22 protein-coding genes and 3 riboswitches are annotated in these 22,230 nt (G+C 72.8%); of the genes, 5 read left to right on the top strand and 17 right to left on the bottom strand.

Features of this window, described 5'->3' with window-relative positions; genetic code table 11:
* Positions 1-84: 84 nt before the first annotated feature.
* Positions 85-1,194: a glycine cleavage system aminomethyltransferase GcvT gene (gene gcvT / locus LUW87_RS04450; RefSeq protein WP_232669871.1), complete on the top strand. Its 1,110-nt coding sequence runs from the start codon at positions 85-87 to the stop codon at positions 1,192-1,194.
* A 30-nt stretch (positions 1,195-1,224) separates the two neighbouring features.
* On the opposite strand, the gene gcvP is transcribed toward gcvT, so the two are convergent.
* Both gcvP and LUW87_RS04440 read right to left on the bottom strand, forming a co-directional pair.
* Positions 1,225-4,140, bottom strand: coding sequence for an aminomethyl-transferring glycine dehydrogenase (gene gcvP / locus LUW87_RS04445; protein WP_232669870.1), 2,916 nt, complete (start codon positions 4,138-4,140; stop codon positions 1,225-1,227).
* Between the two features lie 44 nt (positions 4,141-4,184).
* A riboswitch (glycine riboswitch) is annotated at positions 4,185-4,288 on the bottom strand.
* A riboswitch (glycine riboswitch) is annotated at positions 4,289-4,392 on the bottom strand. It abuts the riboswitch before it with no gap.
* Positions 4,393-4,467: 75 nt separating this feature from the next.
* A complete protein-coding gene (locus tag LUW87_RS04440; RefSeq protein WP_232669869.1) occupies positions 4,468-5,265 on the bottom strand; it encodes a class II aldolase/adducin family protein in 798 nt (265 codons plus the stop codon).
* A gap of 107 nt (positions 5,266-5,372) precedes the next feature.
* Positions 5,373-5,526, top strand: a riboswitch (adenosylcobalamin (AdoCbl) riboswitch).
* 82 nt (positions 5,527-5,608) lie between these two features.
* Between LUW87_RS04440 and LUW87_RS04435 the strand changes: the two genes are divergently transcribed.
* Together LUW87_RS04435 and LUW87_RS04430 are read left to right on the top strand one after the other, a co-directional pair.
* The gene (locus tag LUW87_RS04435) at positions 5,609-6,814 is read left to right on the top strand and encodes a hypothetical protein (RefSeq protein ID WP_232669868.1); all 1,206 of its coding nucleotides are present in this window, start codon (positions 5,609-5,611) and stop codon (positions 6,812-6,814) included.
* A gap of 46 nt (positions 6,815-6,860) precedes the next feature.
* Complete coding sequence (locus LUW87_RS04430; RefSeq protein WP_232669867.1) at positions 6,861-7,295, top strand: hypothetical protein; 435 nt, start codon at positions 6,861-6,863, stop codon at positions 7,293-7,295.
* Here the strand turns inward: LUW87_RS04430 and LUW87_RS04425 are convergent.
* The 3 genes from LUW87_RS04425 to LUW87_RS04415 form a co-directional block, all read right to left on the bottom strand.
* Positions 7,280-8,380: a hypothetical protein gene (locus LUW87_RS04425; RefSeq protein WP_232669866.1), complete on the bottom strand. Its 1,101-nt coding sequence runs from the start codon at positions 8,378-8,380 to the stop codon at positions 7,280-7,282. The two genes, LUW87_RS04430 and LUW87_RS04425, sit on opposite strands and share 16 nt — an antisense overlap.
* Before the next feature lie 285 nt (positions 8,381-8,665).
* Positions 8,666-8,815, bottom strand: a complete 150-nt coding sequence (locus tag LUW87_RS04420; RefSeq protein WP_232669865.1) for a hypothetical protein — start codon at positions 8,813-8,815, stop codon at positions 8,666-8,668.
* 119 nt (positions 8,816-8,934) lie between these two features.
* A complete protein-coding gene (locus LUW87_RS04415; RefSeq protein ID WP_232669864.1) occupies positions 8,935-9,642 on the bottom strand; it encodes a histidine phosphatase family protein in 708 nt (235 codons plus the stop codon).
* Positions 9,643-9,727: 85 nt separating this feature from the next.
* On the opposite strand from LUW87_RS04415, the gene LUW87_RS04410 reads away from it, so the two are divergent.
* Entirely contained in the window at positions 9,728-11,443 is a 1,716-nt protein-coding gene (locus LUW87_RS04410; protein ID WP_232669863.1) for a hypothetical protein, read from the top strand.
* 24 nt (positions 11,444-11,467) lie between these two features.
* Here the strand turns inward: LUW87_RS04410 and LUW87_RS04405 are convergent, their stop codons facing one another.
* Entirely contained in the window at positions 11,468-12,040 is a 573-nt protein-coding gene (locus LUW87_RS04405) for an HAD family hydrolase (RefSeq protein WP_232669862.1), read from the bottom strand.
* 4 nt (positions 12,041-12,044) lie between these two features.
* Complete coding sequence (locus LUW87_RS04400; RefSeq protein WP_232669861.1) at positions 12,045-12,230, bottom strand: hypothetical protein; 186 nt, start codon at positions 12,228-12,230, stop codon at positions 12,045-12,047.
* Between the two features lie 96 nt (positions 12,231-12,326).
* On the opposite strand from LUW87_RS04400, the gene LUW87_RS04395 reads away from it, so the two are divergent.
* Complete coding sequence (locus tag LUW87_RS04395) at positions 12,327-13,088, top strand: crotonase/enoyl-CoA hydratase family protein (protein ID WP_232669860.1); 762 nt, start codon at positions 12,327-12,329, stop codon at positions 13,086-13,088.
* 84 nt (positions 13,089-13,172) lie between these two features.
* Here LUW87_RS04395 and LUW87_RS04390 read toward each other — a convergent pair whose 3' ends face one another.
* The 10 genes from LUW87_RS04390 to LUW87_RS04345 all read right to left on the bottom strand — a co-directional run bounded on the left by LUW87_RS04390 (position 13,173) and on the right by LUW87_RS04345 (position 22,201).
* Positions 13,173-13,589, bottom strand: coding sequence for an NUDIX hydrolase (locus LUW87_RS04390; RefSeq protein WP_232669859.1), 417 nt, complete (start codon positions 13,587-13,589; stop codon positions 13,173-13,175).
* Positions 13,586-14,053 carry a GNAT family N-acetyltransferase gene (locus LUW87_RS18245; protein WP_232669858.1) on the bottom strand — a complete coding sequence of 156 codons (468 nt, stop codon included), beginning with the start codon at positions 14,051-14,053 and terminating at the stop codon, positions 13,586-13,588. Before LUW87_RS18245 ends, LUW87_RS04390 begins: the two co-directional genes overlap by 4 nt.
* A gap of 4 nt (positions 14,054-14,057) precedes the next feature.
* On the bottom strand, positions 14,058-14,666 hold the full coding sequence (locus tag LUW87_RS04380) for a hypothetical protein (RefSeq protein WP_232669857.1): 609 nt from the start codon (positions 14,664-14,666) through the stop codon (positions 14,058-14,060).
* A gap of 3 nt (positions 14,667-14,669) precedes the next feature.
* Complete coding sequence (locus LUW87_RS04375; RefSeq protein ID WP_232669856.1) at positions 14,670-15,179, bottom strand: hypothetical protein; 510 nt, start codon at positions 15,177-15,179, stop codon at positions 14,670-14,672.
* A gap of 123 nt (positions 15,180-15,302) precedes the next feature.
* Positions 15,303-16,910, bottom strand: a complete 1,608-nt coding sequence (locus tag LUW87_RS04370; protein ID WP_232669855.1) for an FAD-dependent thymidylate synthase — start codon at positions 16,908-16,910, stop codon at positions 15,303-15,305.
* Positions 16,911-16,952: 42 nt separating this feature from the next.
* A complete protein-coding gene (locus tag LUW87_RS04365; protein ID WP_232669854.1) occupies positions 16,953-18,134 on the bottom strand; it encodes a M20 family metallopeptidase in 1,182 nt (393 codons plus the stop codon).
* Positions 18,135-18,198: 64 nt separating this feature from the next.
* Entirely contained in the window at positions 18,199-18,810 is a 612-nt protein-coding gene (locus LUW87_RS04360; RefSeq protein ID WP_232669853.1) for a diacylglycerol/lipid kinase family protein, read from the bottom strand.
* On the bottom strand, positions 18,807-21,071 hold the full coding sequence (locus LUW87_RS19075) for a DEAD/DEAH box helicase (protein WP_232669852.1): 2,265 nt from the start codon (positions 21,069-21,071) through the stop codon (positions 18,807-18,809). Before LUW87_RS19075 ends, LUW87_RS04360 begins: the two co-directional genes overlap by 4 nt.
* Entirely contained in the window at positions 21,068-21,853 is a 786-nt protein-coding gene (gene tatC / locus LUW87_RS04350) for a twin-arginine translocase subunit TatC (protein ID WP_232669851.1), read from the bottom strand. Before tatC ends, LUW87_RS19075 begins: the two co-directional genes overlap by 4 nt.
* A 15-nt stretch (positions 21,854-21,868) precedes the next feature.
* Positions 21,869-22,201 carry a Sec-independent protein translocase subunit TatA/TatB gene (locus tag LUW87_RS04345; protein WP_232669850.1) on the bottom strand — a complete coding sequence of 111 codons (333 nt, stop codon included), beginning with the start codon at positions 22,199-22,201 and terminating at the stop codon, positions 21,869-21,871.
* Between the last annotated feature and the right edge of the window lie 29 nt (positions 22,202-22,230).

The raw sequence follows: 22,230 nt of genomic DNA, 5'->3' as shown, positions 1-22,230 counted from the left end.
GATGTCGGCCCGGGGTGGGTGGCCTCGGGCCGGGCGGGGGAGCGGGAGCGGGAGCGGGAGCGAGCCCAGGGGTAGGGTCGACGGGTGACCGATCGCCGCTCGCCCCTCGACGCCACCCACCGTGCCCTCGACGCCAAGATGGTGCCCTTCGGGGGCTGGGAGATGCCGCTGTCCTACCCGGAGGGCACCCTGGCCGAGCACCGGGCGTGCCGGCACGGGGCCGTCGTGTTCGACGTGTCCCACCTCGGCACGGTGCGGGTGGCCGGCCCCGGTGCCCTCCTCACCCTGCAGCGGGCTCTGACCAACGACCTCACCCGCATCGATCCGGGGCGGGCGCAGTACACCCACCTGCTCGACGCCCACGACGCGTCCGTCGTCGACGACATCATCGTGTTCTGGGTGGGGCCGGAGACCTTCGACGTGATGCCCAACGCCTCGAACACCGAGGGGGTCACGCGGGCGCTGGCCGAGGAGGCTGCCGCCCTGGGTGCTGAGGTGACGGCGACCGACGTCACCGCCGAGCGCGCCGTGTTGGCCGTCCAGGGCCCCAAGGCGCGCGAGCGTCTGGCGCAGGTCGTGCCCGCCGCCGCTCGCGTCCGGCGCTTCGCGGTCGCCTCCGTCGAGTGGGAGGGGATCGATCTGACCGTGGCGGGCACCGGCTACACCGGCGAGGACGGCCTCGAGATCGCCGTCCCGGCCCTCGATGCCGGGGGCCTGTTCGACGCCCTCGTGGCTGCCGGCATCGAGCCGGCGGGCCTCGGCGCGCGCGACACGTTGCGCCTGGAGGCCGGCCTGCCCCTGCACGGTCACGAGCTGGGCCCGGGCATCACCCCCCTGCAGGCCAACCTCGGGTGGGTCGTGGCCTGGGAGAAGGGGCCGTTCCGGGGACGCGATCCGCTCGAGGTCGAACGCGACGCCGGACCGGGCCGCCGGCTCCGGGGCCTGGCCACCGAGGGTCGGCGCCCGCCCCGCGAGGGGCAGCCGGTGCTCCGTGGCGGCGAGACGGTCGGGGCCGTGACGAGCGGGAACTTCTCTCCCGTGCTGGGCCACGGGATCGCGTTGGCCTTCCTGCCCCCCGAGACGGTGGAGGGCGACGAGCTGGCGATCGACGTGCGTGGCACTGCCGTGGCGGCCCGGGTGGTCCCGCTGCCGTTCGTCGACAGCCGGGCCTCGAAGGGCGCCAGCGCCCTGTGACCCCTCGCCGCGGGTGAGCGCCCGTCGGGCTCAGACGTCGGCGAAGGCCTCCACCGGTGGGCACGAGCACACCACGTTGCGATCTCCGTAGGCGCCGTCGATCCGGCTCACCGGCGGCCAGTACTTCCCCAGGCGAGCGGTGCCGCCGGCGGGCCATCCCGCCAGGCGACGCGGGTAGGGGTGGGTCCACTCGTCGTCGGCCACGTCGGCGGCCGGGTGCGGGGCGTTGAGCAGTGGGTTGTCGTCGGCCGGCCACGCCCCCGAGGCCACCTGCTCGATCTCGGCGCGGATGGCGAGCATGGCGTCGCAGAAGCGGTCGAGCTCGAGCAGGCTCTCGCTCTCGGTGCTCTCGACCATCAACGTGCCGGCCACCGGGAACGACATGGTCGGCGCGTGGAAGCCGTAGTCGATCAGGCGCTTGGCCACGTCGTCGACGGTGATGCCGGTGGCCTTGGTGATGGGTCGCAGGTCGAGGATGCACTCGTGGGCCACCAGGCCGTGGCGACCGCTGTAGAGGATGGGGTAGGCCTCGCCGAGGCGTCGGGCCACGTAGTTGGCGCTCAGGATGGCCACCGCAGTGGCGTGGCGCAGGCCGTCGGGACCCATGAGGGCCACGTAGGCCCAGGGGATGGGCAGGATCCCGGCCGACCCCCACGGGGCGGCCGACACCGCGCCGATGGGTGCGTCGTGCCCGTCGGTTCCGGTCGGCCCGGCGGCGGCGACCACGGGGTGTGACGGCAGGAACGGCGCCAGGTGGGAGCGGACCGCCACCGGCCCCACGCCGGGACCGCCGCCGCCGTGGGGGATGCAGAACGTCTTGTGGAGGTTGAGGTGGCTCACGTCGGCGCCGAACCGGCCGGGCTTGGCCACGCCGACCAGGGCGTTGAGGTTGGCCCCGTCGAGGTAGACCTGGCCGCCGGCGTCGTGGACGGCTGCGCAGATGTCACCGATGGCCTCCTCGAACACGCCGTGGGTCGACGGGTAGGTGACCATGAGGGCGGCCACCCGGTCGGCGTGGGTGGCGAGGACGGTGCGGAGGTCGTCGAGATCGACGTTGCCGTCGGTGTCGCAGGCCACGACGGCCACGCGCATGCCGGCCATGGCGGCGCTGGCGGCGTTGGTGCCGTGGGCCGAGGCGGGGATGAGGCACACGTCGCGGTGCTCCTCGCCCCGGCTGCGGTGCCAGGCCCGGATGGCCAGCAGACCGGCGAACTCGCCCTGGGAGCCGGCGTTGGGCTGCAGCGAGACGGCGTCGTACCCGGTGACCTCGCACAACCAGCGCTCGAGGTCGTCGGTGAGGGTGCGGTAGCCCTGGGCGTCGGTGGCGGGGGCGTAGGGGTGCAGGTCGGCGAAGCCGGGCCAGGAGATGGGTTCCATCTCGGTGGTGGCGTTGAGCTTCATGGTGCACGAGCCGAGGGGGATCATGGCCCGGTCGAGGGCCAGGTCGGCGTCGGCCAACCGGCGCAGGTAGCGCAGCATCTCGGTCTCGCTGCGATGGGTGTGGAAGACCGGGTGGGTGCAGAACTCGCTGGTACGGCGTTGCTCGGTGGGGAGCGCATCGGCGGTGGCGGCATCGACGGCCGTGACGTCCGGGGCGTCGGTGACACCGAAGGCAGCCCAGACCGCCTCGACGGTCGCGATGGTCGAGGTCTCGTCGAGGCTGAGCCCGACGTGGTCGTCGTCGATCGACCTCAGCTCGAGGTCGAGGTCCCGGGCGGCCGTCAGCACGCTGGAGGCCCGGCCCGGGACCCGCACGGTGAGGGTGTCGAAGAAGGCGGTGGTGACGACGTCGGCGCCGGCCGTCCGGAGGCCGGCGGCCAGGACGCTGGTGAGGCGGTGCACCCGGGTGGCGATCCGGGCCAGGCCCTCGGGGCCGTGCCAGACGGCGTACATCCCGGCCATGACGGCGAGCAGCACCTGGGCGGTGCAGATGTTCGACGTGGCCTTCTCGCGGCGGATGTGCTGTTCACGGGTCTGCAGGGCCAGCCGGTAGGCCGGACGACCGGCGGCGTCGACCGACACCCCCACCAGCCGGCCGGGCAGGGTGCGCTTGTAGGACTCCCGGGTGGCCAGGAAGCCGGCGCTCGGGCCCCCGAACCCCATGGGCACACCGAAGCGCTGGGAGGAGCCGACCACGACGTCGGCCCCCAGCTCTCCGGGCGGGGTCATCACACAGCAGGCCAGCAGGTCGGTGGCGACGACGACCAGCGCTCCGGCCTCGTGGGCCGCGGCGATGACCGGCTCCAGCGGACGGAGCTCTCCGCTGGAGCCCGGGTGGGAGACCAGGACACCGAAGGTGCCGTCGGGCAGCGGTGCGGCCGGGTCGGCGACCACGACCTCGAGCCCGAGCGGCTCGGCCCGGGTCTGCACCACCGAGACGGTCTGGGGGTGGGTGTCGGGGTCGACCACGAACACCGAGCCGGCCTTGGGGTTCACCCGGTGCACGAGCGCCATGCCCTCGGCCGCGGCGGTCGCCTCGTCGAGCATCGACGCATTGGTGAGCTCGGTGCCGGTGAGGTCGCAGACCATGGTCTGGTACGTGAGCAGCGCCTCGAGGCGGCCCTGGCTGATCTCGGGCTGGTAGGGCGTGTAGGCGGTGTACCAGGCCGGGTTCTCGAGCACGTTGCGGCGGATGACCGGGGGCGTCACGGTGGCGTACCAGCCCGTGCCGATGAGGGAGGTGCGCACGGTGTTGGCGTCGGCCAGGGTCCGGAGGGCGGCGGTCACCTCGGGCTCGGAGCGCGCCGGGGGCAGCTGCAACGGGGCGTCGTCGCGGATCGACGAGGGCACCACGGCGTCGAGGAGGGCGTCGAGCGACTCGAGGCCCAGCTGCTCGAGCATGGTGGCCACGTCGCCGGCGTCGGGCCCGACGTGGCGGTCCACGAAGGCGCGGGCGTCGTCGAGGTCGCTCAGGCGGAGGCCGGTGGGGGGTGGGGCGTCGGTCACGGTCGGGTCCTCTCGGTGCCGGCGGGCGCGCCGGATCGGGTGGGGGACCCCGCTCTGTCGTTGGACCTGAGAGTTTTCGCCCGGCGCCCGTGGGCGTCGTGACCTTCCCCGTCGGTGAGCCCCTCGCGAGGCTGCTCTCCAGAGTTGCCTGGTGCGTGCGGTACGGGTGCCTGAGAGTTTCCGGGGCGGTTGCTCCTTCGGCGCCCGGCCGTGGCCCGAGGGCCGCGACCGGGTCTCTCCCGCACGCGGTGGTCGGCGTCGGTTGTGCGACGAGGGTACAACCCCCGAAGCGTCGACCGGTGACCGCGCGGGCGCCGGTGGGCGGCGTCAGTCGAGCAGGTCGGGCTGCTCTCGCACGATCACCTCGTGGAGGGGCTGGAAGGAGAACCAGCCGGCGAAGTGACCGCCAACCTGGGTCTGGGTGAGGGCGGCGGCGTCGGCGTCGATCGAGATGGGGTCGCCGGCGGCCATGGCCAGCAGCTGGGCCTGACAGGTGCGCTCCATGGTGATGAACCACCACGCTGCCTCGTCGACGGAATGGCCGACGGTGAGCAGCCCGTGGTTGCGCAGGATGGCGGCCTTGTGGTCACCGAGGGCGGCCGCGATGCGCTTGCCCTCCATGGGGTCGAGCACGACGCCGGTGAAGTCGTCGAACAGCACGTGGTCGCCGTAGAAGGCGCACGCGTCCTGGGTGATCGGGTCGAGCAGGCGACCGAGTGACGAGAAGGCCTTGCCGTGGACGGAGTGGGTGTGGGCGGCGGCCACCACGTCGGGACGGGCGGCGTGCACCTGGGAGTGGATGGCGAACGCCGCCTGGTTGATGGCGTGGTCGCCGTGGACGATCCGCCCCTCGTGGTCGACGCACACCAGGTCCGAGGTGCGGATCAGCCGGAAGTCCATGCCGAAGGGGTTGAGCCAGAAGCGGTCGTCGAACTCGGGGTCGCGCACCGTGATGTGCCCGGCCACGCCCTCCCCGAAGCCAAACCGGCCGAAGAGGCGGAAGGCGGCGGCGAGGCGCTCCTGGCGGTGGCGCCGCTCGGCGGCGGGGTCGTCGAAGGTCGCCGGGGTGTAGAGCAGCGGCTTGCGTTCGTCGAAGAGCTCGTCGTTCGTGGTGTGGTCGCCCATCGCAGCCTCCTCGCCTCGAGGGTGGGGTCGATCCCCCGAGCCCCGTCTCGGTCCCGAGTGTAGGAGCGTGGTTGACGGCGGGTGGGCGGGCGTGCTCGGATGGCGAGCGCTACACGAACACGTGCCCGGTGAGGGGAAGTCCGGTGAGAGTCCGGCGCTGTCCCGCAACCGTGTGTCGAGGGGTGACCCTCGGCGAGTCGGATCACCTGACCGGTCACGAGAGCTCTGCATGCACCGTCGCGGACTGCGGTGCCGAGCCCGGGAATCTGCGAGTCGGTCGAGCGGGCCGAGCGTGGGGGAGCGGGGGAGGCGTCTCGTCCGCCCCGACCGATCGAGGATCCCCATGACCCTGTTGCACCCGACCCGACGACGCCTCTTGGTGGTCGTCGTCACGATCGCCGCCGTGCTCGGCGCGCTGGTCGTGCCCAGCCCCACCTCGGCGTCGTCGCCGGCGGCCGGGCCGGCCACCGCCTGGTTGGCCGGCCTCGTGGGTCCCGACGGGTCGGTGGAGAACCCCTACGACCCCGGCGTGCCCTCCGTGAGCTGGACGGTGAACGTGGCCTTGTCGTTGGCCACCACCGGCACGCAGCCCGAGGCGCTCGACGCCGCCATGGGCTACCTGGAGGCCCGTGTCGACGACTACGCCGTGGTGGGGGGCGTCGACAACCCGGGTCGACTCGGCTACCTCACCATGCTGGCCGTCGCCACCGAGCGCGACCCCCGGGCCTTCGGGTCACCCGGCACCGATCTCGTCGGGCGGACGCTGGCCACCTACGAGGTATCCGAGACCGGCCTGTTCGGTGTCCCCGACTCCTATTCGTCCGCGACGCTGCAGTCGCTGGCCGTGCTCGGCCTGGTCGCGGCCGGCGAGACCGTCCCGGCCGGCTCGCTCGGATGGCTCGCCGACCAGCAGTGCGGTGCCGGTGAAGGGCCGGCCGAGACCCTCGGGGGCTGGCAGGGATACCGGGCGCCGGAGGGTGCCGGGCTGGCCGACTGCGTGGTCGTCGGTGATCCCGAGTACCTGAGCCCGGACAGCAACAACACCTCCTTCGCGGTGCAGGCCCTGGCGGCCACGGACGCGCTGGGGCTGCTCGACACCGACCCGGGCACCTTCTTCAGCCAGCTCCAGGAGGACGACGGCACCCACCGCGGCGGCTTCGCCTTCGACCTGTTGAGCTTCGGCGCCGACCCGAACTCGACCGCCGTGGTCCTGCAGGCCCTGGTGGCGCTCGGCGAGCCGTTGGGCGAGTGGGCGGTCGGGGGCCAGGACCCCCTCGTGTCGCTGGAGACCTGGGTCATCGCCTCGGGCGCCGATGCCGGAGCCCTGTCGTCGCCCTTCAGCGACGGCTTCGCCGACGTGTTCGCCACCTACCAGGGGGTGTGGGGTCTGGCCCTGGCCCCGTTCCCGCTGCCGGTGCCACCGCCGCCCCCCGCCAGCACCACCACCACGACGAGCACGACGAGCACGACCACCGAGGTCGCTCCGGCGAGCACCGCGCCGACCCCGTCGGGGCCAGGTGTGGTGGTGACGCCCCGTTTCACCGGCTGATCGGGGATCACCCACGGGACCCGACCCCGCCGCTAGATTGCGTCAGGTGACGGAATCCAGCGCGGGGCCGGGTCCCGGCCGACAGGGGAGCGATCCGGCGCGGCGGTGCCGTTGGTGCGGCCGCAACCTGCCCGAGCGCCGCGGTGCGGGGCGTCCGCGGCGCTACTGCCGGGCCGGGTGTCGCCAGCAGGCGTACCTGGCCCGCAAGCTCGCCGGGGCCCACGGCCTCGGCGACGCCGACGTCATCGTCGATCGTGAACGGCTCGAGGACCTCCAGGGCCGGCTGTACTGCCTGCAGGCCGCGCTCGAGGACGTCGAGCGCGACCTCGAGCGATCCTCGGACCCGCGGGAGGTGGCCGAAGCCCTGGCCTGGCTGCAGGAGAACGCCCGACCGCTCGCCGAGGTGTGGATCGAGCCCCGCACCGGGGCCGAGGATCCCGACGTCCGACCACCGGGTGCGATCGCTCAGGGGGCGTCGTAGACGAGGTCGCCGTCGGTCCAGGCGTCGACGCCGGTCAACGGGCCCGGCCCCTCGGTGAACTGGCACGGCCAGCGTCCCTCGAGCGTGCGCTCGCACAGCAGGCGGCGGCCTTCGAAGACGAACGCCTCGTACCGGTCGGGATCGTGATCGAAGACGATGCCGTCCATCACCCACCACTCGGCGGCGGCGCCGAACGGCACAGCCGGTTCGGCGCCCAGGCCGTCGACCACGACGCACGGTCGGCTGGCGCCCTCGGTGAGCTCGCACCACAGGGTGCCCTCGGGGGTCTCGGCCGCCTCGAGGCCGGGCGCCTCGCACTCGGGTCCGCCCGTCACGACCACCAGGTCGGCTCGGACGGCGGCGGCGTCATCGCCGGGGGACAGCTCGGGCGCGTACCAGGTGCGCACGAGGTCACGGTCGAGGGGCGACAGCGACCAACCAGGGGCACCCTCGCCGCCGCCGTGGACGATGGAGGTCGGGCAGGCGACGTGGCCGATCCCCAGTGCGTGCACGAGCTCGTGGACGATGGTCTCGTTGCGGGCGGCCTGGCCGATGCTGGAGTCGATCGCCACCCGGACCTCGGTGAGCAGGCCGTCGCCCGTCCACGTGGATCGGGTGACGCCGAGGACGTGATCGGTGATCTCCTGGAGGTCTGCGGGCCACTCCGGCCGTGGTGCGAACAGCACGTCGATGTCGGGATCGGGGTGCGAGCCCACCTCGAGCACGAGGTCGGCGGCCGCGCCGAGCTCGGCGGCGGCGGCGGAGAGGATCTCGGAGTCCCGGGGGGTGATGGAGCCCCTGACCGTGACCGTGAGGCGCCCTGACGGCCAGCGCACCAGGCCGTTGGCCTCGGCCGCCTCGGTGACGGCGTCGGCGACGGCCGCGCTGGCCTCGAGAGGGGCACGGGGGCCCGTGGTCGTGGTCGTGGTGCTGGCGGTGGTCACCTGGCTGGTGGGGGCCACCGCGGTGGGTTGGGCGGGGCCGGCGCACGCGGCGACGACGGCGAGCCCGGCCACCACCAGCGCCGACCACCGAGGTGTGGGCCGGGGCGCTCGGCCCGGCCGGCGTGATCGGCCGGGGTGCATGGGGTCAACCTAGCGACGGGATCGCTGAGCGGTGCCGCGCCCACACCACGGGGGGCGCGCCACCAGCTGCGGTCATTGCGTCAGGTGACGTTATGGCCGGATTGTGGTGCCCTCGGGCGGAGGAGCCGGTCTGTGCTCGAGCGCCCCGGCGAGGCGGTCCTGCGGTGGGCTGTCGCGGGCGTCCACGGGCACCCACCGGCCTCGGCCCCCAGCCGTGGTCGGCGGGGCGGGGCCCCTCGGCGACGGATGTCTCGGCCTGGTCTCGCATCCGGCCGAGGCACGGCGTCAGGAGCCAGTGCGCTCGCGGCGTGAGGGGCGCAGCGTGATGACCCGTTCGTGGTGGGGTGGTGAGCCGATGTCGGCGCCGGTCAGGTCGGCGGCGGCGCCACCCGGGCACTGACCGGGATAACTAGACATAACGAGGATTATCGGCACTCCGGAGGGATCGGTCGTCGTCCGGATCGTGCCCCGTGCACCTCGAGAATCCGCAACCTGGCGGGGTGTGGACGCCCCCCCGACGCGCTGACCCGACAGCCACGGGTGGGGTCGGTGGGTCAGGTGAGCTGGTCGGGACGGGTCGAGAGCTCTCCGGCCAGATGGCCGGTGTCGTTGAAGCGCCGCACGATCCAGCGGTCGCCGAGGATGACCAGGTGGCTGATCGACGCGTTGTCGGCGCCCGAGAAGGCCAGCGACCGCGACCCGCTGGCCTCCGCCAGCACCGCGCCGATGGCCCCGCCATGGCTCACGGCCACCACCCGCTGGTCGGGGTGGGCTGCGTGGATCCGCTCGATGGCGCCCCGTACCCGGGCCCGCAGCGCGGCCACCGGCTCGGCCCCCGGGATGGCCCCCCAGTCCTGGTCACGGTCCATCCGGGCCAGGGCCGGGTGGCCTTCGGCCACCTTCTGGCGGAACAGGCCTCCCTCCCACTCCCCGAGGTGGACCTCGCGCAGATCGGGCTCGACCCGGGCCTCGACGCCGACGCGATCGACCAGCGGGGCGATGGTCTCCACCGTGCGCCGCAGGGTGGTGACGTACACGGCGTCGACGGACTCGCCGGCGAGGCGCTCGGCGATCCGATCGGCCTGCCACCGGCCGAAGTCCGACAGCGGCGGGTCTCCCTGTCCGTCGACCAGGGCGAACGGCGCACCGGGGCGGAACGGTGCCGACTGGCCATGGCGCACCAGCAGCACCTCGGTGGCGCCGGCCGGCGCGCTGAAGGGTCGCTGGTCGAACTCGGGCGTCTCGCCGTCGGGGGTGCTCATCGCCCGACGAGCATAGGGTGCGGGGCTCGGGTCACCGGGGCGAGCGGTCGAGCGCTGCGGTCGGCTGCGGTAGCGTGTCAGACCTATGTCTCGCAGGATCGAAGTCGAGCTCACCAGCACCCGTGACGACGGCACCTGGACCTGGCGTGCCGCCGGGGCCAAGCAGCCCAAGGGGGATCTCGACGGCACCCTGCTCTACGACGGCGCCAAGGTCGGCGACGTCGTGCGCGCCGATGCCGACTTCTTGATCGACGGCATCGTGATCACGGCCGTGCTCCCGCCCAAGGGGGCCCGCAAGGAGCCCGAGCGCCTCGAGATCCTCGGCCCGCCCCGGCGCGACGAGCAGCTGGTCACCACCACCCTCGCCCCCAAGGGGCGCGGCGAGCGGCGAGGCCGCGACGGTGATCGACGCGAGGGTCGCGGTCGGCGCGACCGCCCCGAGGGCGAGCGCAGTCGAGGGGACCGCGGCGACCGCAGCGGCGAACGGCGTGAGCGCGGCGGACGCAGCGATCGTCCCCGCCCCGAGCGTCCGGCTCCCGAGCCCAAGCCCAAGCCCAAGCGGCTCCGGGCCGGCCGGGTGCATCGCAACGAGGCGTTGGCCGCCCTTCCCGAGGAGCAGCGGCCCGTCGCCGAGCAGGTGCTCCGGGGTGGCATCCCGGCCGTGCGCCAGGCCGTCGAGAAGCAGAACGAGACCAACATCGCCGAGGGCAAGCCCGAGATCAGCGCTTCTCCCCTGCTGGCCATGGCCGAGGACCTGATGCCCGCCCTGCGCGCCGCCGAGTGGCGCGACAAGGCCGAGGCGGCCCTGGCCGAGGTGGCCGAGCTCGACCTGCGCGACCTGCGCTCCGTGGTCGTGGCCGCCGATGCGGGGGCCCGTGACGAGGAGAGCCGTCAGCTCGCCGAGCAGCTCCGCACCGCCCTCACCGAGCGGGTCGATGCCGAACACGCCGCCTGGTTGGCCGAGATCGACGAGATGTTGCGCGAGGGCCGCTCCGTGCGGGCGCTGCGACTGAGCTCGCGACCGCCCAAGGCCGGCGCCCCCTTCCCCGCCGAGCTGGCCACCCGCCTGGTGGAGGCCGCGGGGACGTCGATGACCGCCGAGACCGGTCCCGACCGCTTCGCCACGGTCATCGATGCGGTGGCCTACTCGCCGGTGCGATCCCAGGTGACGGCCCAGGCCGTCCCCGCCGAGCCCACCGACGAGCTCCTCGCCGCCGTCAAGAAGGCGGCGTCGCGGGTGCCGCAGATCGCCGCCCAGTTCGGTGTCGAGGCGCCGCCCCAGGCGCCGAAGTCGGCCCGTCCCGGACGGCCCCGGGCCAAGGGCAAGGGCGGGCCTCGCAAGCCGCCTCCGCCCGCCCCGGCCGCGGGGGCCGCCCCGGAGGCTCCCGTCGAGGATCGCCCCGTGGCTCCCGACCAGGCTCCGGCGGAGGGTGCCACCGCTCCCCCGGCGCCCTCGGACGCGCCGCCCAGCCTCGAGCCCGGTGCGGCGGCGCCGGCGAGCCTCGATGCCGGCGAGCAGCCGGCCGGCACGCTCGATGCCGGCGAGCAGCCCGCAGGGACCCTCGGCGCCGGGGCGGCGCCGGCCGAAGGCGACTCGTCGCCGTCCGTGCCTCCCACTGCCTCCGAGCCTGCCGCGGAGACCGCTGCCGAGCCTGCCGCGGAGACCGCGGCCGAGCCTGCCGCGGAGACCGCGGCCGAGCCTGCCGCGGAGACCGCGGCCGAGCCTGCCGCGGAGACCGCGGCCGAGCCTGCCGCGGAGACCGCCCCCGAGCCCGGGCCGGACACGACCACCGGCGAGTGACCCACCCGGCGTGAGCCGGCTGCGTTAGACGGCGTCGAGTCCGAGCACGACCAGCAGCTCTTCGGGGCGCCGCGCCACGATGTCCCCGGGGCCGGGTTGGGCCCGGGGGTTCCAGCCGGCGAGGACGAACGGGACCCCGGCCCGCGACGCCGTGGCCCGGTCGTGGGAGGTGTCGCCCACGAAGACGGCCCGGTCGGCGTCGACTCCGAGGCGATCGAGCACCGGGCCCACCTCCTTGGGGGCGCCGGCGAAGGCGTCGGTGAACATGGCCACCTCGGGCTGCCAGCCGAGGCGGGCCAGTTCGGCCCGCCCGGAGATCGGGTGCTTGTTGGAGCACACCGCCCACCGCGGCACGCAGGCCAGCACGTCCTCGACACCGGCGAACGGCTGCACCACCTCGGTGTCGTAGCGGGCCACGTACTCGTCGACGGAGACACCCAGCCGCTCGCACTCCGCGCCCACCACCGATCCCATGCGCACGTCGCTGAGATCGACCCCCATCTCGGCGAACGGGGCCAGCAGGGCGGCGTCGGAGTCGAGCAGGGTCCCGTCGAGGTCGAACACGACCAGGTCGCGTCCCGTGAGGACCTCGGTCACGTCGTCAGATCCACGTGCGGCTGGCCCGGCCGCGGTACTGGCCGCTGCGAGCGTCCTGGTCCCAACGGGCGCCGCACGAGCCGCACTGGCAGGAGTCGAGGCCGAACGAGGCGAGGAAGAGGCGCTCGACCTCGCAGTCGTTGCAGTAGGGGCACTCGAGGGGCCGCCGGGAGGATGCGGAGCTCGTCATGGGTGTGGGGCGATCCTACCTTCGCTGGTCGACGAGGCGGTCGATGCGGTCTTCGTCGTACGCCCCGCTCGTTCAGCCCTGGCTAAGGTCGGCCCCATGGTTGACTACGAAGTGCGGGGCCACGTCGCCCTGCTCACCCTGAACCGCCCTGAAGCCCGCAACGCCATCAACGGTGATGTGGCCCAGGCGATGGACGCTCACCTCGACACGCTCGAGGCCGACCCCGACGTCTGGGTCGCCGTCCTGGCCGCCAACGGGCCGGTCTTCTGCGCCGGCGCCGATCTGAAGGCCATCAACAGCGGCAAGGCCGCCGAGCTGGCCACCGCCAAGGGAGGGTTCGGCGGCATCGTGGACCGGCAGCGCCGCAAGCCGATCATCGCCGCCATCGACGGGCTGGCCACTGCCGGCGGATGTGAGATCGCGCTGGCGTGCGACATGATCGTGGCGTCCACCCAGGCCGCCTTCGGGCTCGCCGAGGTGAAGCGCAACCTGGTGGCAGCCGGTGGCGGCCTCTACCGCCTCCCCAAGCTGGTCGGCAAGAACGTGGCCCTCGAGGTGGCCCTCACCGCCGAGAACCTCACCGCCGAGCGGGCCTACCAGCTGGGCATGGTCAACCGGGTGACCGAGCCCGGTCAGGCTCTCGAGGGCGCCATGGCCATGGCCGAGACCATCGCCGCCAACGCCCCGCTGTCGGTGTGGGAGAGCCGCGACCTGGTCCTGATGGCCGACTGGGAGGACGAGGCCACCATCAAGAAGGCCACGGGTGACGCCTTCGGACGTGTCCTGGGCTCCGAGGACACCAAGGAGGGCCTCGAGGCGTTCATCGAGAAGCGCCCACCCGAGTGGAAGGGCCGCTGAGGGTCGACGACACCACGGCGACCCCACCCGCGACGGCCCCGGCTCTGCGAGCCGGGGCCGGGCGCGTCGGGCCCACGGTCCTCGTCACACGATCGTGTCGAGGACCCCGTTGTCGTGGAGGAACTCGGCGAGGCCGTCGACCAGGTTGAGCTGGGCGACGTCGCCGAGTGGCACCCACGCCGCCTCGGCGGCGTCGTCGCCCGCCCGTGGTTCCCTGTGGTCGAGCACCGTCGCCACGAAGTCGAGGATCACGTGGTGGTGTCCCTCGGCCCGGTCGTCGAGGACCTCGACCCACCCCAGCAGCTCTCCGCAGATGCACTCGAGCCCAGTCTCCTCGGCGACCTCGCGCACCACGGCCTCGGCCAGCGTCTCGCCGTGCTCGACCCGACCGCCGGGCACGGACCACTCCCCCGCCGCCGGGCCGTGGCCCCTGCGCACCACCAGCAGCATGCCGTCGTGCACGACGACGGCGGCCACGCTGAGCTCGGGCCGGGCCGTCACGACAGGCGTCGGTGAACGACGATGGCCCGGGCCACGAGACCGAAGCGCTCGAAGAAGTTCTTGGTGTCGCGCATGCCGGGCAGGGCCAGCGCGTCGATGCCGAAGGCGCCCTCGGCACCCGCCCACTCGACCACGAGGTCCATCATGGCCTCGCCGACCCCGACGTGGCGGGCGTCGGGCAGCACGTAGATGTCGTCGAGCGTGGCCAACCGTGAACCGTCGTCGAGGCCATCGACCCGGGCGGTGGCGTAGCCCACGACGCAACCGTCGAGGGTGCCGCACACGACCAGATGGCCGGGATCGTCGAGGGCCGTCGACAGGGGCGGCTCGAGGGGCGGTCGGCGCCCGACCGTGCGGGCCCACGTGTCGCCGCCGCGCAGGGGGGCGAGCTCGCCGACGGCGGCCTCGGCGAGGGCCACCAGCACCCCGAGGTCGTGACGAGTGGCCTGGCGGGCGGCGTGCACGGTGTCAGCCGTCGGGGTGTTCGAGTTGAGCCACCCGGTTGAGGATCGTCTTGCGCCCGCGATGGTCCCGCTCGTAGCGCCCCACTGCCTCGAGCTCGCTCGGTTCGAGGCCGTCGAGGCGGGGCAGGACCTGCGACGCCGACAGGTTGTCGTAGTCGGGGATGGCCAACGAGTCGACCTCGATCGACGGTCCCCCCTCGTCGACCACGCCGGCCTCGACCGGGTGAGCGTCGGAGGGGGCCACCGAGACGGTCCCGATCGAGCCCGGTTCGAGGGGGGGTCGATCGTCGGCATCGGCGGGCTCGGACCGCGCCCGTGCGTCGTCGTGGCCCCGCTCGCGCTCGTCGAGCGGGGCCAGGCCGGTGAGGCGGAGCAGGCCCATCGCCTGCTCCTGGGCGTCGACCACCGCCGACTCGACCCGGGTGCTCCCCCACTTCACCGCGAACTCTCCGACCATCTTGGCCACGCCCACCTGGGAGCGGCCCCGCTCGATGAAGGTGGGCAGCAGTGAGCGGGCCTCGAGCGCGAACCCGAGAGGAGCGAGCACGCAGTAGTCGACGACCTGATCGACCGGGGAACGGGGGGTGTCGTCGTCGCGGCGCTCGTCGGCCATGGATCAGCTCACCATCTCTCGCTGGAGTCGCTCGATCGCCGGGCAGTCGGCCTCCCCGACCGGACAGGTCATGCTGGAGGGCGGACCGAACTGGCTCGGGTTGACCACCAAGAAGCAGCCGGTGCACGTGAACTCGTGGGCCTTGCGAGGCGTGACGCCTTCGGCGACGTCGCCGGTCGGACGAGGTTCGGGGGCGGCCTCTTCGTCCTCGTCGTCGTCGTCCTCGGCCGCCGCGATGCGCACCTTCAAGATCTCGTCGAGGTCGGCTTCGACGTCGTCGGGATCGACCTCTTCGTCCTCGTCGTCGTCGTCCTCGCGCTTGGCCTTCGCCTTGGCCGGTGCGTCGTCGTCCTCTTTGCTCTCGTCGGTGTCGTCGGAACCCTCCGAGTCGTCGGTCTCGACGACCTCGTCGGTCTCGAGGTCGTCGCCGAGGTCCTCGTCGGTCTCGAGGTCGTCGCCCTCGAGCTCCTCGTCGTCCAGGTCCTCGTCGTCGATCACGTCGTCGTCAGCCATCTCGTCCTCGGCATCGGGTCGCCGGTGTTCCCGCACACGGCGAAGGGGGGTTGGTGCGGCGGATGATAGGCAGATCCGGCCCCTTGGTTTCTACCCGAGGTTCTCGCCGGTGCCGCGCGAGGGTCAGGAGGTTTCTCGGCGAGCCTCGGCTCGGCGCTCGGCGTGCAGCCGTTCGAGCTCGGCTTCGGCGGAGTGGTCGACGAAGCGCATCATCTCGGCGACGGCGCTGTGACCGGCCTGTTCTTCGATCAGGCGGTGCATCTCCTGGCCCACCAGGCGGTAGGCGGGGTGCCCCTGGGGGGTGGTGCGCAGCTCGATGAGGTGCATCGCCTCGCGAGCGTTCATCTGCATGACGAACCGGACCTTGTAGGCCAGGGCGACGGCGTAGGAGGCCTCGGACGGGACGTCGGGGACCAGGGCGTCGTAGAGGGCGGCGGAGCGGTCCATGGCGTCGTCGAAGCGCGCCCCCACCCCGGCGGTGTCGACGGCCTCGGGTCGCGTGTAGCCGTGACGGGGGGTCAGGGCCTGCCACTCGATGGTGAGCATCCGATGGCGCTGCAGGTCGCGGAACGCCCCGTAGTCGGCCAGGACGTCGAAACGGTACGTCGGACGCTCGAGCGCTCGGCCCGGCTTGTGGCGCCGGTTGGCCCGGTCGCCCTCGTAGGCCCTCAGGACGGCCAGGCGCTCGTCGGCCCCCATGGCCCGCACCCGGGCCTCTATCTGGCTCTCGGGCAGCGAGACGAACGGATAGAGGGCACTGGCGACGAGCTTGACCTCGGCGTCGGGGTCGAAGTCGACGAGGGTGACGACCGGAGCCGGCTCCAGGTCGGTGCCGGCGGGGAACAATCGATCGGCGAGGTCCTCCATCTGCTCCCGGCTGGACTCCAGGTATCGGCTCCACGCCACCCCCCGGTCGTCGAGGTCGACCCGCTTGAGGAACGACGGGATGACCTTGCGCAGCTCGGTGAGCATGAGGTCGGCGTAGTGGCGGGCCTCGGGCAGCGGATGGGACCGCATGCGCAACAGCAGCTGCTCGTAGCCCTGACCGGTGCCGTAGATGCCGACGTTGGACAGCGAGGAGGCGGGCAGCAGGCCTCGGAGGGAGTCGAACGCCTTGGCCCGGATCGCCTGGCGGTAGACGAAGTCGCTGTCGGCCGGGTCCTTGGGCACGGTGTCGCGCAGGTGGTCGACCACCACCGGCAACAGCTCGGCATAGGTGTCGAACATCCGGTCCATGTCGCCGATGTAGCGAGTGGCCTGCCGGGACTGCATCACGCCGGCCGGCCGGTGGTAGCGGTAGCGGCCCCCGATGCGGCTGTCGTAGGCGATGTAGCGGGTGGACTGCTCGAGGTAGGACATGAGGCGTCCCCACTCGAGCACCTTGGTCAACAGGTTCGAGGCCTGCTCGCAGGCCAGGTGCACGCCACCGAGCTGGGCGACGGAGTCGTCGCCGTACTCGAAGAAGACGCGGTCGTAGAGCTCCTCGGCCCGCCGGAGGCCCACGGTGGCGTCGATCGAGGCGTCTCCGGTGATGTCCAGCTCGCCCACGAACTCGTCGAGGAACAGACGTCGCAGGCTCTTCGGTGAGCGCGAGTAGCGGGCGAACAGCGCTCCCTTGACGACCTCGGGCAGGTTCACGAGGGCGAACACGGGGTCGTACAGGTTGGTGAAGTACCGCCGGAGGACGTCCGCCTCCTCCGCGGTGAACTCCTCGGCGACGTAGAGGCTCACGGGCGGCGAGCGTACGGCGTGCCCGAGGTCTGGCCGCGGACCCTAGCGGGGGCCATCGTCACGGCTTGCGGGGCCGTCCTCGGTGAGGATCCCGGGACGAGCCCAGAGGTCGACGATGGTCATGGCCATGGCCTTGGCGCCGTCGAGCACGGCCGCATCGCCCTCGGGACCCGCCGCGAAGTGGGCGAACTCGGGGGTGTGGATGCTCACGCCCTCGGGGGCCACGGCGATCATCGGGTGGATGCTCGGCACCTCCTGGGAGACGTTGCCCATGTCGGTGCTGCCGCACACCTGCAGGCCCTCCTCCGGGTCGAGCAACAGTCGGCCCAGGTGGGCGGAGTTGGCGGCGTAGAGGTCCTCGAGACGCGTGTTGCTGCGCAGCTCGGCGTACGCCGGCTCGAGCCACTCGTGGGTGACGTCACAACCGGTGGCCATGGCCCCGCTGCGCAGGGCGTCGAGCACCCTGCTCTTGAGCGGTTGGAGGCGCTCCAGGGTGCCCGAGCGCACGTACCAGAGCATGGCGGCGTGGGCCGGCACGATGTTGGGCTTGTCGCCACCGTCGGTGAAGACGCCATGGATGCGCTCGTCGGGCCGGATGTGCTGGCGCAGCGCGGCGACCGCGTTGTAGCCGAGCACGGCTGCGTCGAGGGCGTTGCGGCCGTTCCACGGGAAGGCCGCGGCGTGTGCGGCCTCACCGGCGTAGGCCACGCGCAGGCGCTGGATGGCGATGGTGGTCATCTGGCGCAGGTCGTGGTCGGCGGGATGGACCATCAAGGCGGCGTCGACGCCGTCGAGGGCGCCGGCGGCCGTCATCAGCACCTTGCCGCCCCCTCCCTCCTCGGCCGGGGTGCCGAGCACCCGGAGGGACCCGCCGAGGCGCTCGGCCACCGTGGCCGCGGCCAACCCTGCGCCGAGGCCGGCGGCGGCGATGATGTTGTGCCCGCAGGCGTGGCCCAGGCCGGGCAGGGCGTCGTACTCGAGCATCACCGCCACGGTGGGCCCGCCCTCGCCGCGGCGGGCGTCGAAGGCGGTCTCGAGGCCGTAGGCCGCACGGGTGGTGTCGAGGCCGGCCTCCTCGAGCACCGTGGTCAGCAGGTCGTGGGCGTGGTGCTCCTCGAAGTTCTCCTCGGGGTGGGCGTGGATGTCGTGGGAGACCCCGATCAGCTGGCCGGCCCGCCGATCGATCTCGGCGCACACCTGGTCCTTCAGCTCACGCACGTCCATCGCCCTGACGCTACCTCCCGCTCTGACCGACGCCCCAGGCGGCCCGTCCGGACCGGGCGGCGGGTCACACGACGACGGTGAGGGCATCGGGCTCGATCCTCACCGCCAGGGTGCGGGCCCGTCCGACGGCTCGACCGTCGAGGTGCACCGTGAGGGCGGGCTCGAGATCGAAGGTGGCGGCCGCGGTGCGCGTCGTTCGCAGCGAGGGGTGCGGCAGGTGTGTCCCCGTGGGAAGCCTCCGCCACGCCTTCCACCGGTCTCCGAGGGCCATGGTGGCGTCGGTGATGTCGAGCAGTCCGTCGTCGGGGTGGGAACGGGGGCCGAGATCCCAGCGGCCGTGCCACTGGGCGTTCATCACGGCGATCACCCGCCCGAACCACCACGAGCGGCGAGCGACGAGGTGGGCCACGAACCAGTGGAGGTGGCCGTCGACCAGGGCGGCGCCGAGGTCGACGGGGAAGGTCATGGCGTCCGCCGATCGCAGGCGCTCGACGTCGCCCTTGCCGCCCAGGGTGCGACAGAGGTCGCCGCCGAGCAGGCCCAGGGTGGGGATCGGGTCACCGCGACGTCGCGCCTCCGTCACCACCTCGCGTGCCTGGGCGTCGCTGTGCACCAGGACCCCGTCGGCCGGCAGAGCCCCAGGGGCGCCCCACGCCTCGCCCTTGCGGATGGTCATCGGCCGGTGTCCTCGGCCACCCCGTCGACCCCCCGGTCGGGGGCGCCGGCGGTCTCGTCGTCGCCTCCCCCCGTGGCGTCGTCGGTGTCGTCACCGGTGGTGATCGCCGACGAGGCGGCCACCACACCGCGGTGGACGAGGTCGGCGGCGGACCGCGCCGTCGCCGCGGTCGTGGGGTCGGCGGCGGCCTCCCCCAACTGGCGTAGGAGGTCGAGCAGCTGGCGGATGGTGCGGACGAAGTCGCCCCCCGACAGCTCGTCCTCGCCGAGCACGTGGACCAGGTCGTCGCCCGCCGCCCAGGCGTGGGCGAGGGCGAAGAAGCCCCAGTCCGGGGTGCGGGTGACGGGCAGGCCCAGCTGGGCCTCGTCGCGACCGATCTCGACGGCGAGCTGGTCGAGCTGGTGGGCCCGGTGGGCGACGGCGCGGGTGGGGAACCAAGCCTCGAGATCGGGGCCGGACTGGCGCGACTCGTACACGAACCCGGAGGCGAGGCCGGCGAGGGTGGGGGCGTCGATGCCGTCGAAGAGGCCTTCCTCGAGGGCCTCGGCGACCAGCAGGTCGGTCTCGTGGTAGATGCGCACCAGCTGCTCGCCGCGGCGGGTCAGGGCCCAGCCGTCGAGGTGGCCCCACGCCTCGAGCATCTGCAGGACCCGGTCGAAGTGGTCGACCAGCGTGTCGGTGCGACCCCGGACCTGGTGTTCGAGGTGGGCGACGTCGCGTTCGGTGCGATCCACCTGGCGGTGGGCCCGGTCGCGGGCGGCCCCCTTCAGCCCACCCCCGTGCAGCTTCTCGATCGCTCGCTCGAGGTCGGCCCGGCGGCGCTGGAGCCGGTGCTGCACCCGCACCACCTCGGCGTCGGCCTGGTACTGGGCGAAGCTGAGGTTGAGCAGCCGGTGGGCCTCGTCGGCGCCGTAGCGACGCACGAGGTTCGCGGCCATGTTGTACGTCGGGCGGAAGGCACTGGTGAGGCGGAAGCTGCGGCTGGCCGCCAGGCCCGCCACCTCGCCGAAGGTGACGAACGGCGACCAGAGCACGACGGCGTGGCCGTGGTCGTCGATGCCGCGTCGCCCCGCCCTTCCGGTGAGCTGGGTGTACTGCCCGGGCGTGAGGAACTCGTGGCGTTCGCCGGTGAACTTGGTGAGCTTCTCGATGACCACCGTGCGGGCCGGCATGTTGATGCCGAGGGCGAGGGTCTCGGTGGCGAACACCACCTTGACCAGGCCCTCCACGAAGCAGGCCTCCACGGCCTCCTTGAACGGAGGCACCATGCCGGCGTGGTGGGCGGCCACCCCGCATTCGAGGGCGTGGCGCCACTGGTCGTGGTCGAGCACGGCCAGGTCGGCGTCGGAGAGCCCGGCGACGTGGCGGTCGACGATGGTGCGGATCCGCGACCGTTCGGCATCGTCGGTGAAGCGCAGCCCGGCGGCCATGGAGGCGGTGACGGCGTCGTCGCACGCGGCCCGGGAGAAGATGAAGTAGATGGCGGGCAGGAGGCTGTCGTCGGCCAACAGGCCGACGACGTCGGTTCGCCGGGGGGTGGCATGCCGGCGGCGAGGCCGTCCGCGGCCCCGACGGGCATCGGGTCGGGACGGCTCGGCGTCGTAGCGGCTCCCGTCGGGGTTGGCTCGTCCCCCGACGAGGGTCGGGAGGCGGTCGAGGGTGCCGTGGAGCCGGTCCTCGACCAGGTACCAGTTGTCGAGGGTGACCGGGCGGGTCTCCTCCACCACCACATGCGTGGGACCACGGACCGTCTCGATCCAGTGGGCCAGCTCCGTCGCGTTCGAGACGGTGGCCGACAGGCACACCAGGCGGACGCCGACGGGGAGGTGCACGATGACCTCCTCCCACACCGGGCCCCGATAGGTGTCCTGGAGGTAGTGGACCTCGTCGAGGACGACCCAGGCCAGGCCGTCGAGCGCCGACGACCGGCTGTAGATCATGTTGCGCAGCACCTCGGTCGTCATCACCACGACCGGGGCGTCACCGTTGACCGAGGTGTCGCCGGTGAGCAGACCGACCTGGTCGACGCCGTGCCGGCGGACCAGGTCGTGGTACTTCTGGTTCGACAGGGCCTTGATCGGGGTGGTGTAGAAGGCCCGCCCGCCCTCGGCGAGGGTCCGGGCGACGGCGTGCTCGGCCACGACGGTCTTGCCGGAACCGGTGGGGGCGCTGACCAGCACCGATCGGCCGTCGTCGATGGCGGCGATGGCCTCGATCTGGAAGGGGTCGAGCGAGAAGGCCCGCCCGGTCGGGGTGGTCACGCCGCGGTGCCGGCTCGCTCGGCCTTTCGGCGCCGCAACCGGAGGAACAGCGCGCCCACACCGATGCTCATGAGGTAGAGGACGGTCATCGGCACCGCCAGCGCCATCATGGTGATCGGATCGCCGCTGGGGGTGATGACCGCCGCGGCGACGACGTTGAGCACGATGGCGATGCGCCACCAGCTCAGCAGCTTGCGGGGGGTGAGGATGCCCACCATCTGGAGGGCCACGAGCAGCACCGGGACCTCGAAGCCGATGCCGAAGCCGATCATCATCCAGACGATCAACATGATGTAGCTGTCGACGGTGTAGTACGGCTCGATGTCGTCGCCGCCGACCCCGATGAGGAACTCGAGCGCCGGGTTCAAGGTGTAGTAGGCCAGCGACGCCCCGAGCGCGAAGAGCACCAGCGACGTCACCGTGAACGGGATTGCGTACTTCTTCTCGTGGGGGTACAGGCCCGGCGTGACGAAGCGCCAGAGCTGCCAGAGGATGACCGGCATGGCGAACACGATGCCGAGGTAGCCCGCGACCTTGAGGCGGGTGCTGAAGGCCTGGAGCGGGGCGTTGGCCACGATCCGGCCACCCCGGTTCTCGACGAGGTCGCGGAACGGCGTCTGCAGGATGTCGAACACCCAGGGGAACAGGATCCACCCCAGGATCGCACCCAGTCCCACGGCGATCATGACCTTGATGAGGCGGGAGCGGAGCTCGGCGATGTGCTCCCAGATCGTCATGTGGCCGCTGGTCGTGCGCGGCTCGGCGTCGGGGTTGGCGCTCACCACCGGCCCCGGGGGTCAGGCCGCACTGGAGTCGTCGCGACCGTCGCCCGGGGGCGAGACCTCGGTCGCGTCACCGTCGTCGGCCGGACCCTCCGGTGTGCGGGGGGCGGTGGGCTCGGGGGGTGGCCCGATGAGCCGGGGACCGGCATCGGAACGCTGCACCGCGTCATCGGTGCCGCTCAGGTCCATGGCGCTGCGGACCTCCTCCTGGAAGCCGGCCGTCATGCGACGGGCCTCCCCGAGGAAGCGCCCCAGCTTCTTGGCGGCGTCGGGCATCCGTTCGGGGCCGAGGAAGAGGAGCGCGATGAGGAGGATGACGAGGATCTCTCCACCACCGACGTTGAACACAGCGACAAATCCTAGCGCCGTCGCCTCCG

It is taken from the genome of Rhabdothermincola salaria (assembly GCF_021246445.1).
Lineage (GTDB): Bacteria > Actinomycetota > Acidimicrobiia > Acidimicrobiales > Acidimicrobilacustridaceae > Rhabdothermincola_A > Rhabdothermincola_A salaria.
This window is presented reverse-complemented; position numbering and strand designations above follow the sequence as displayed.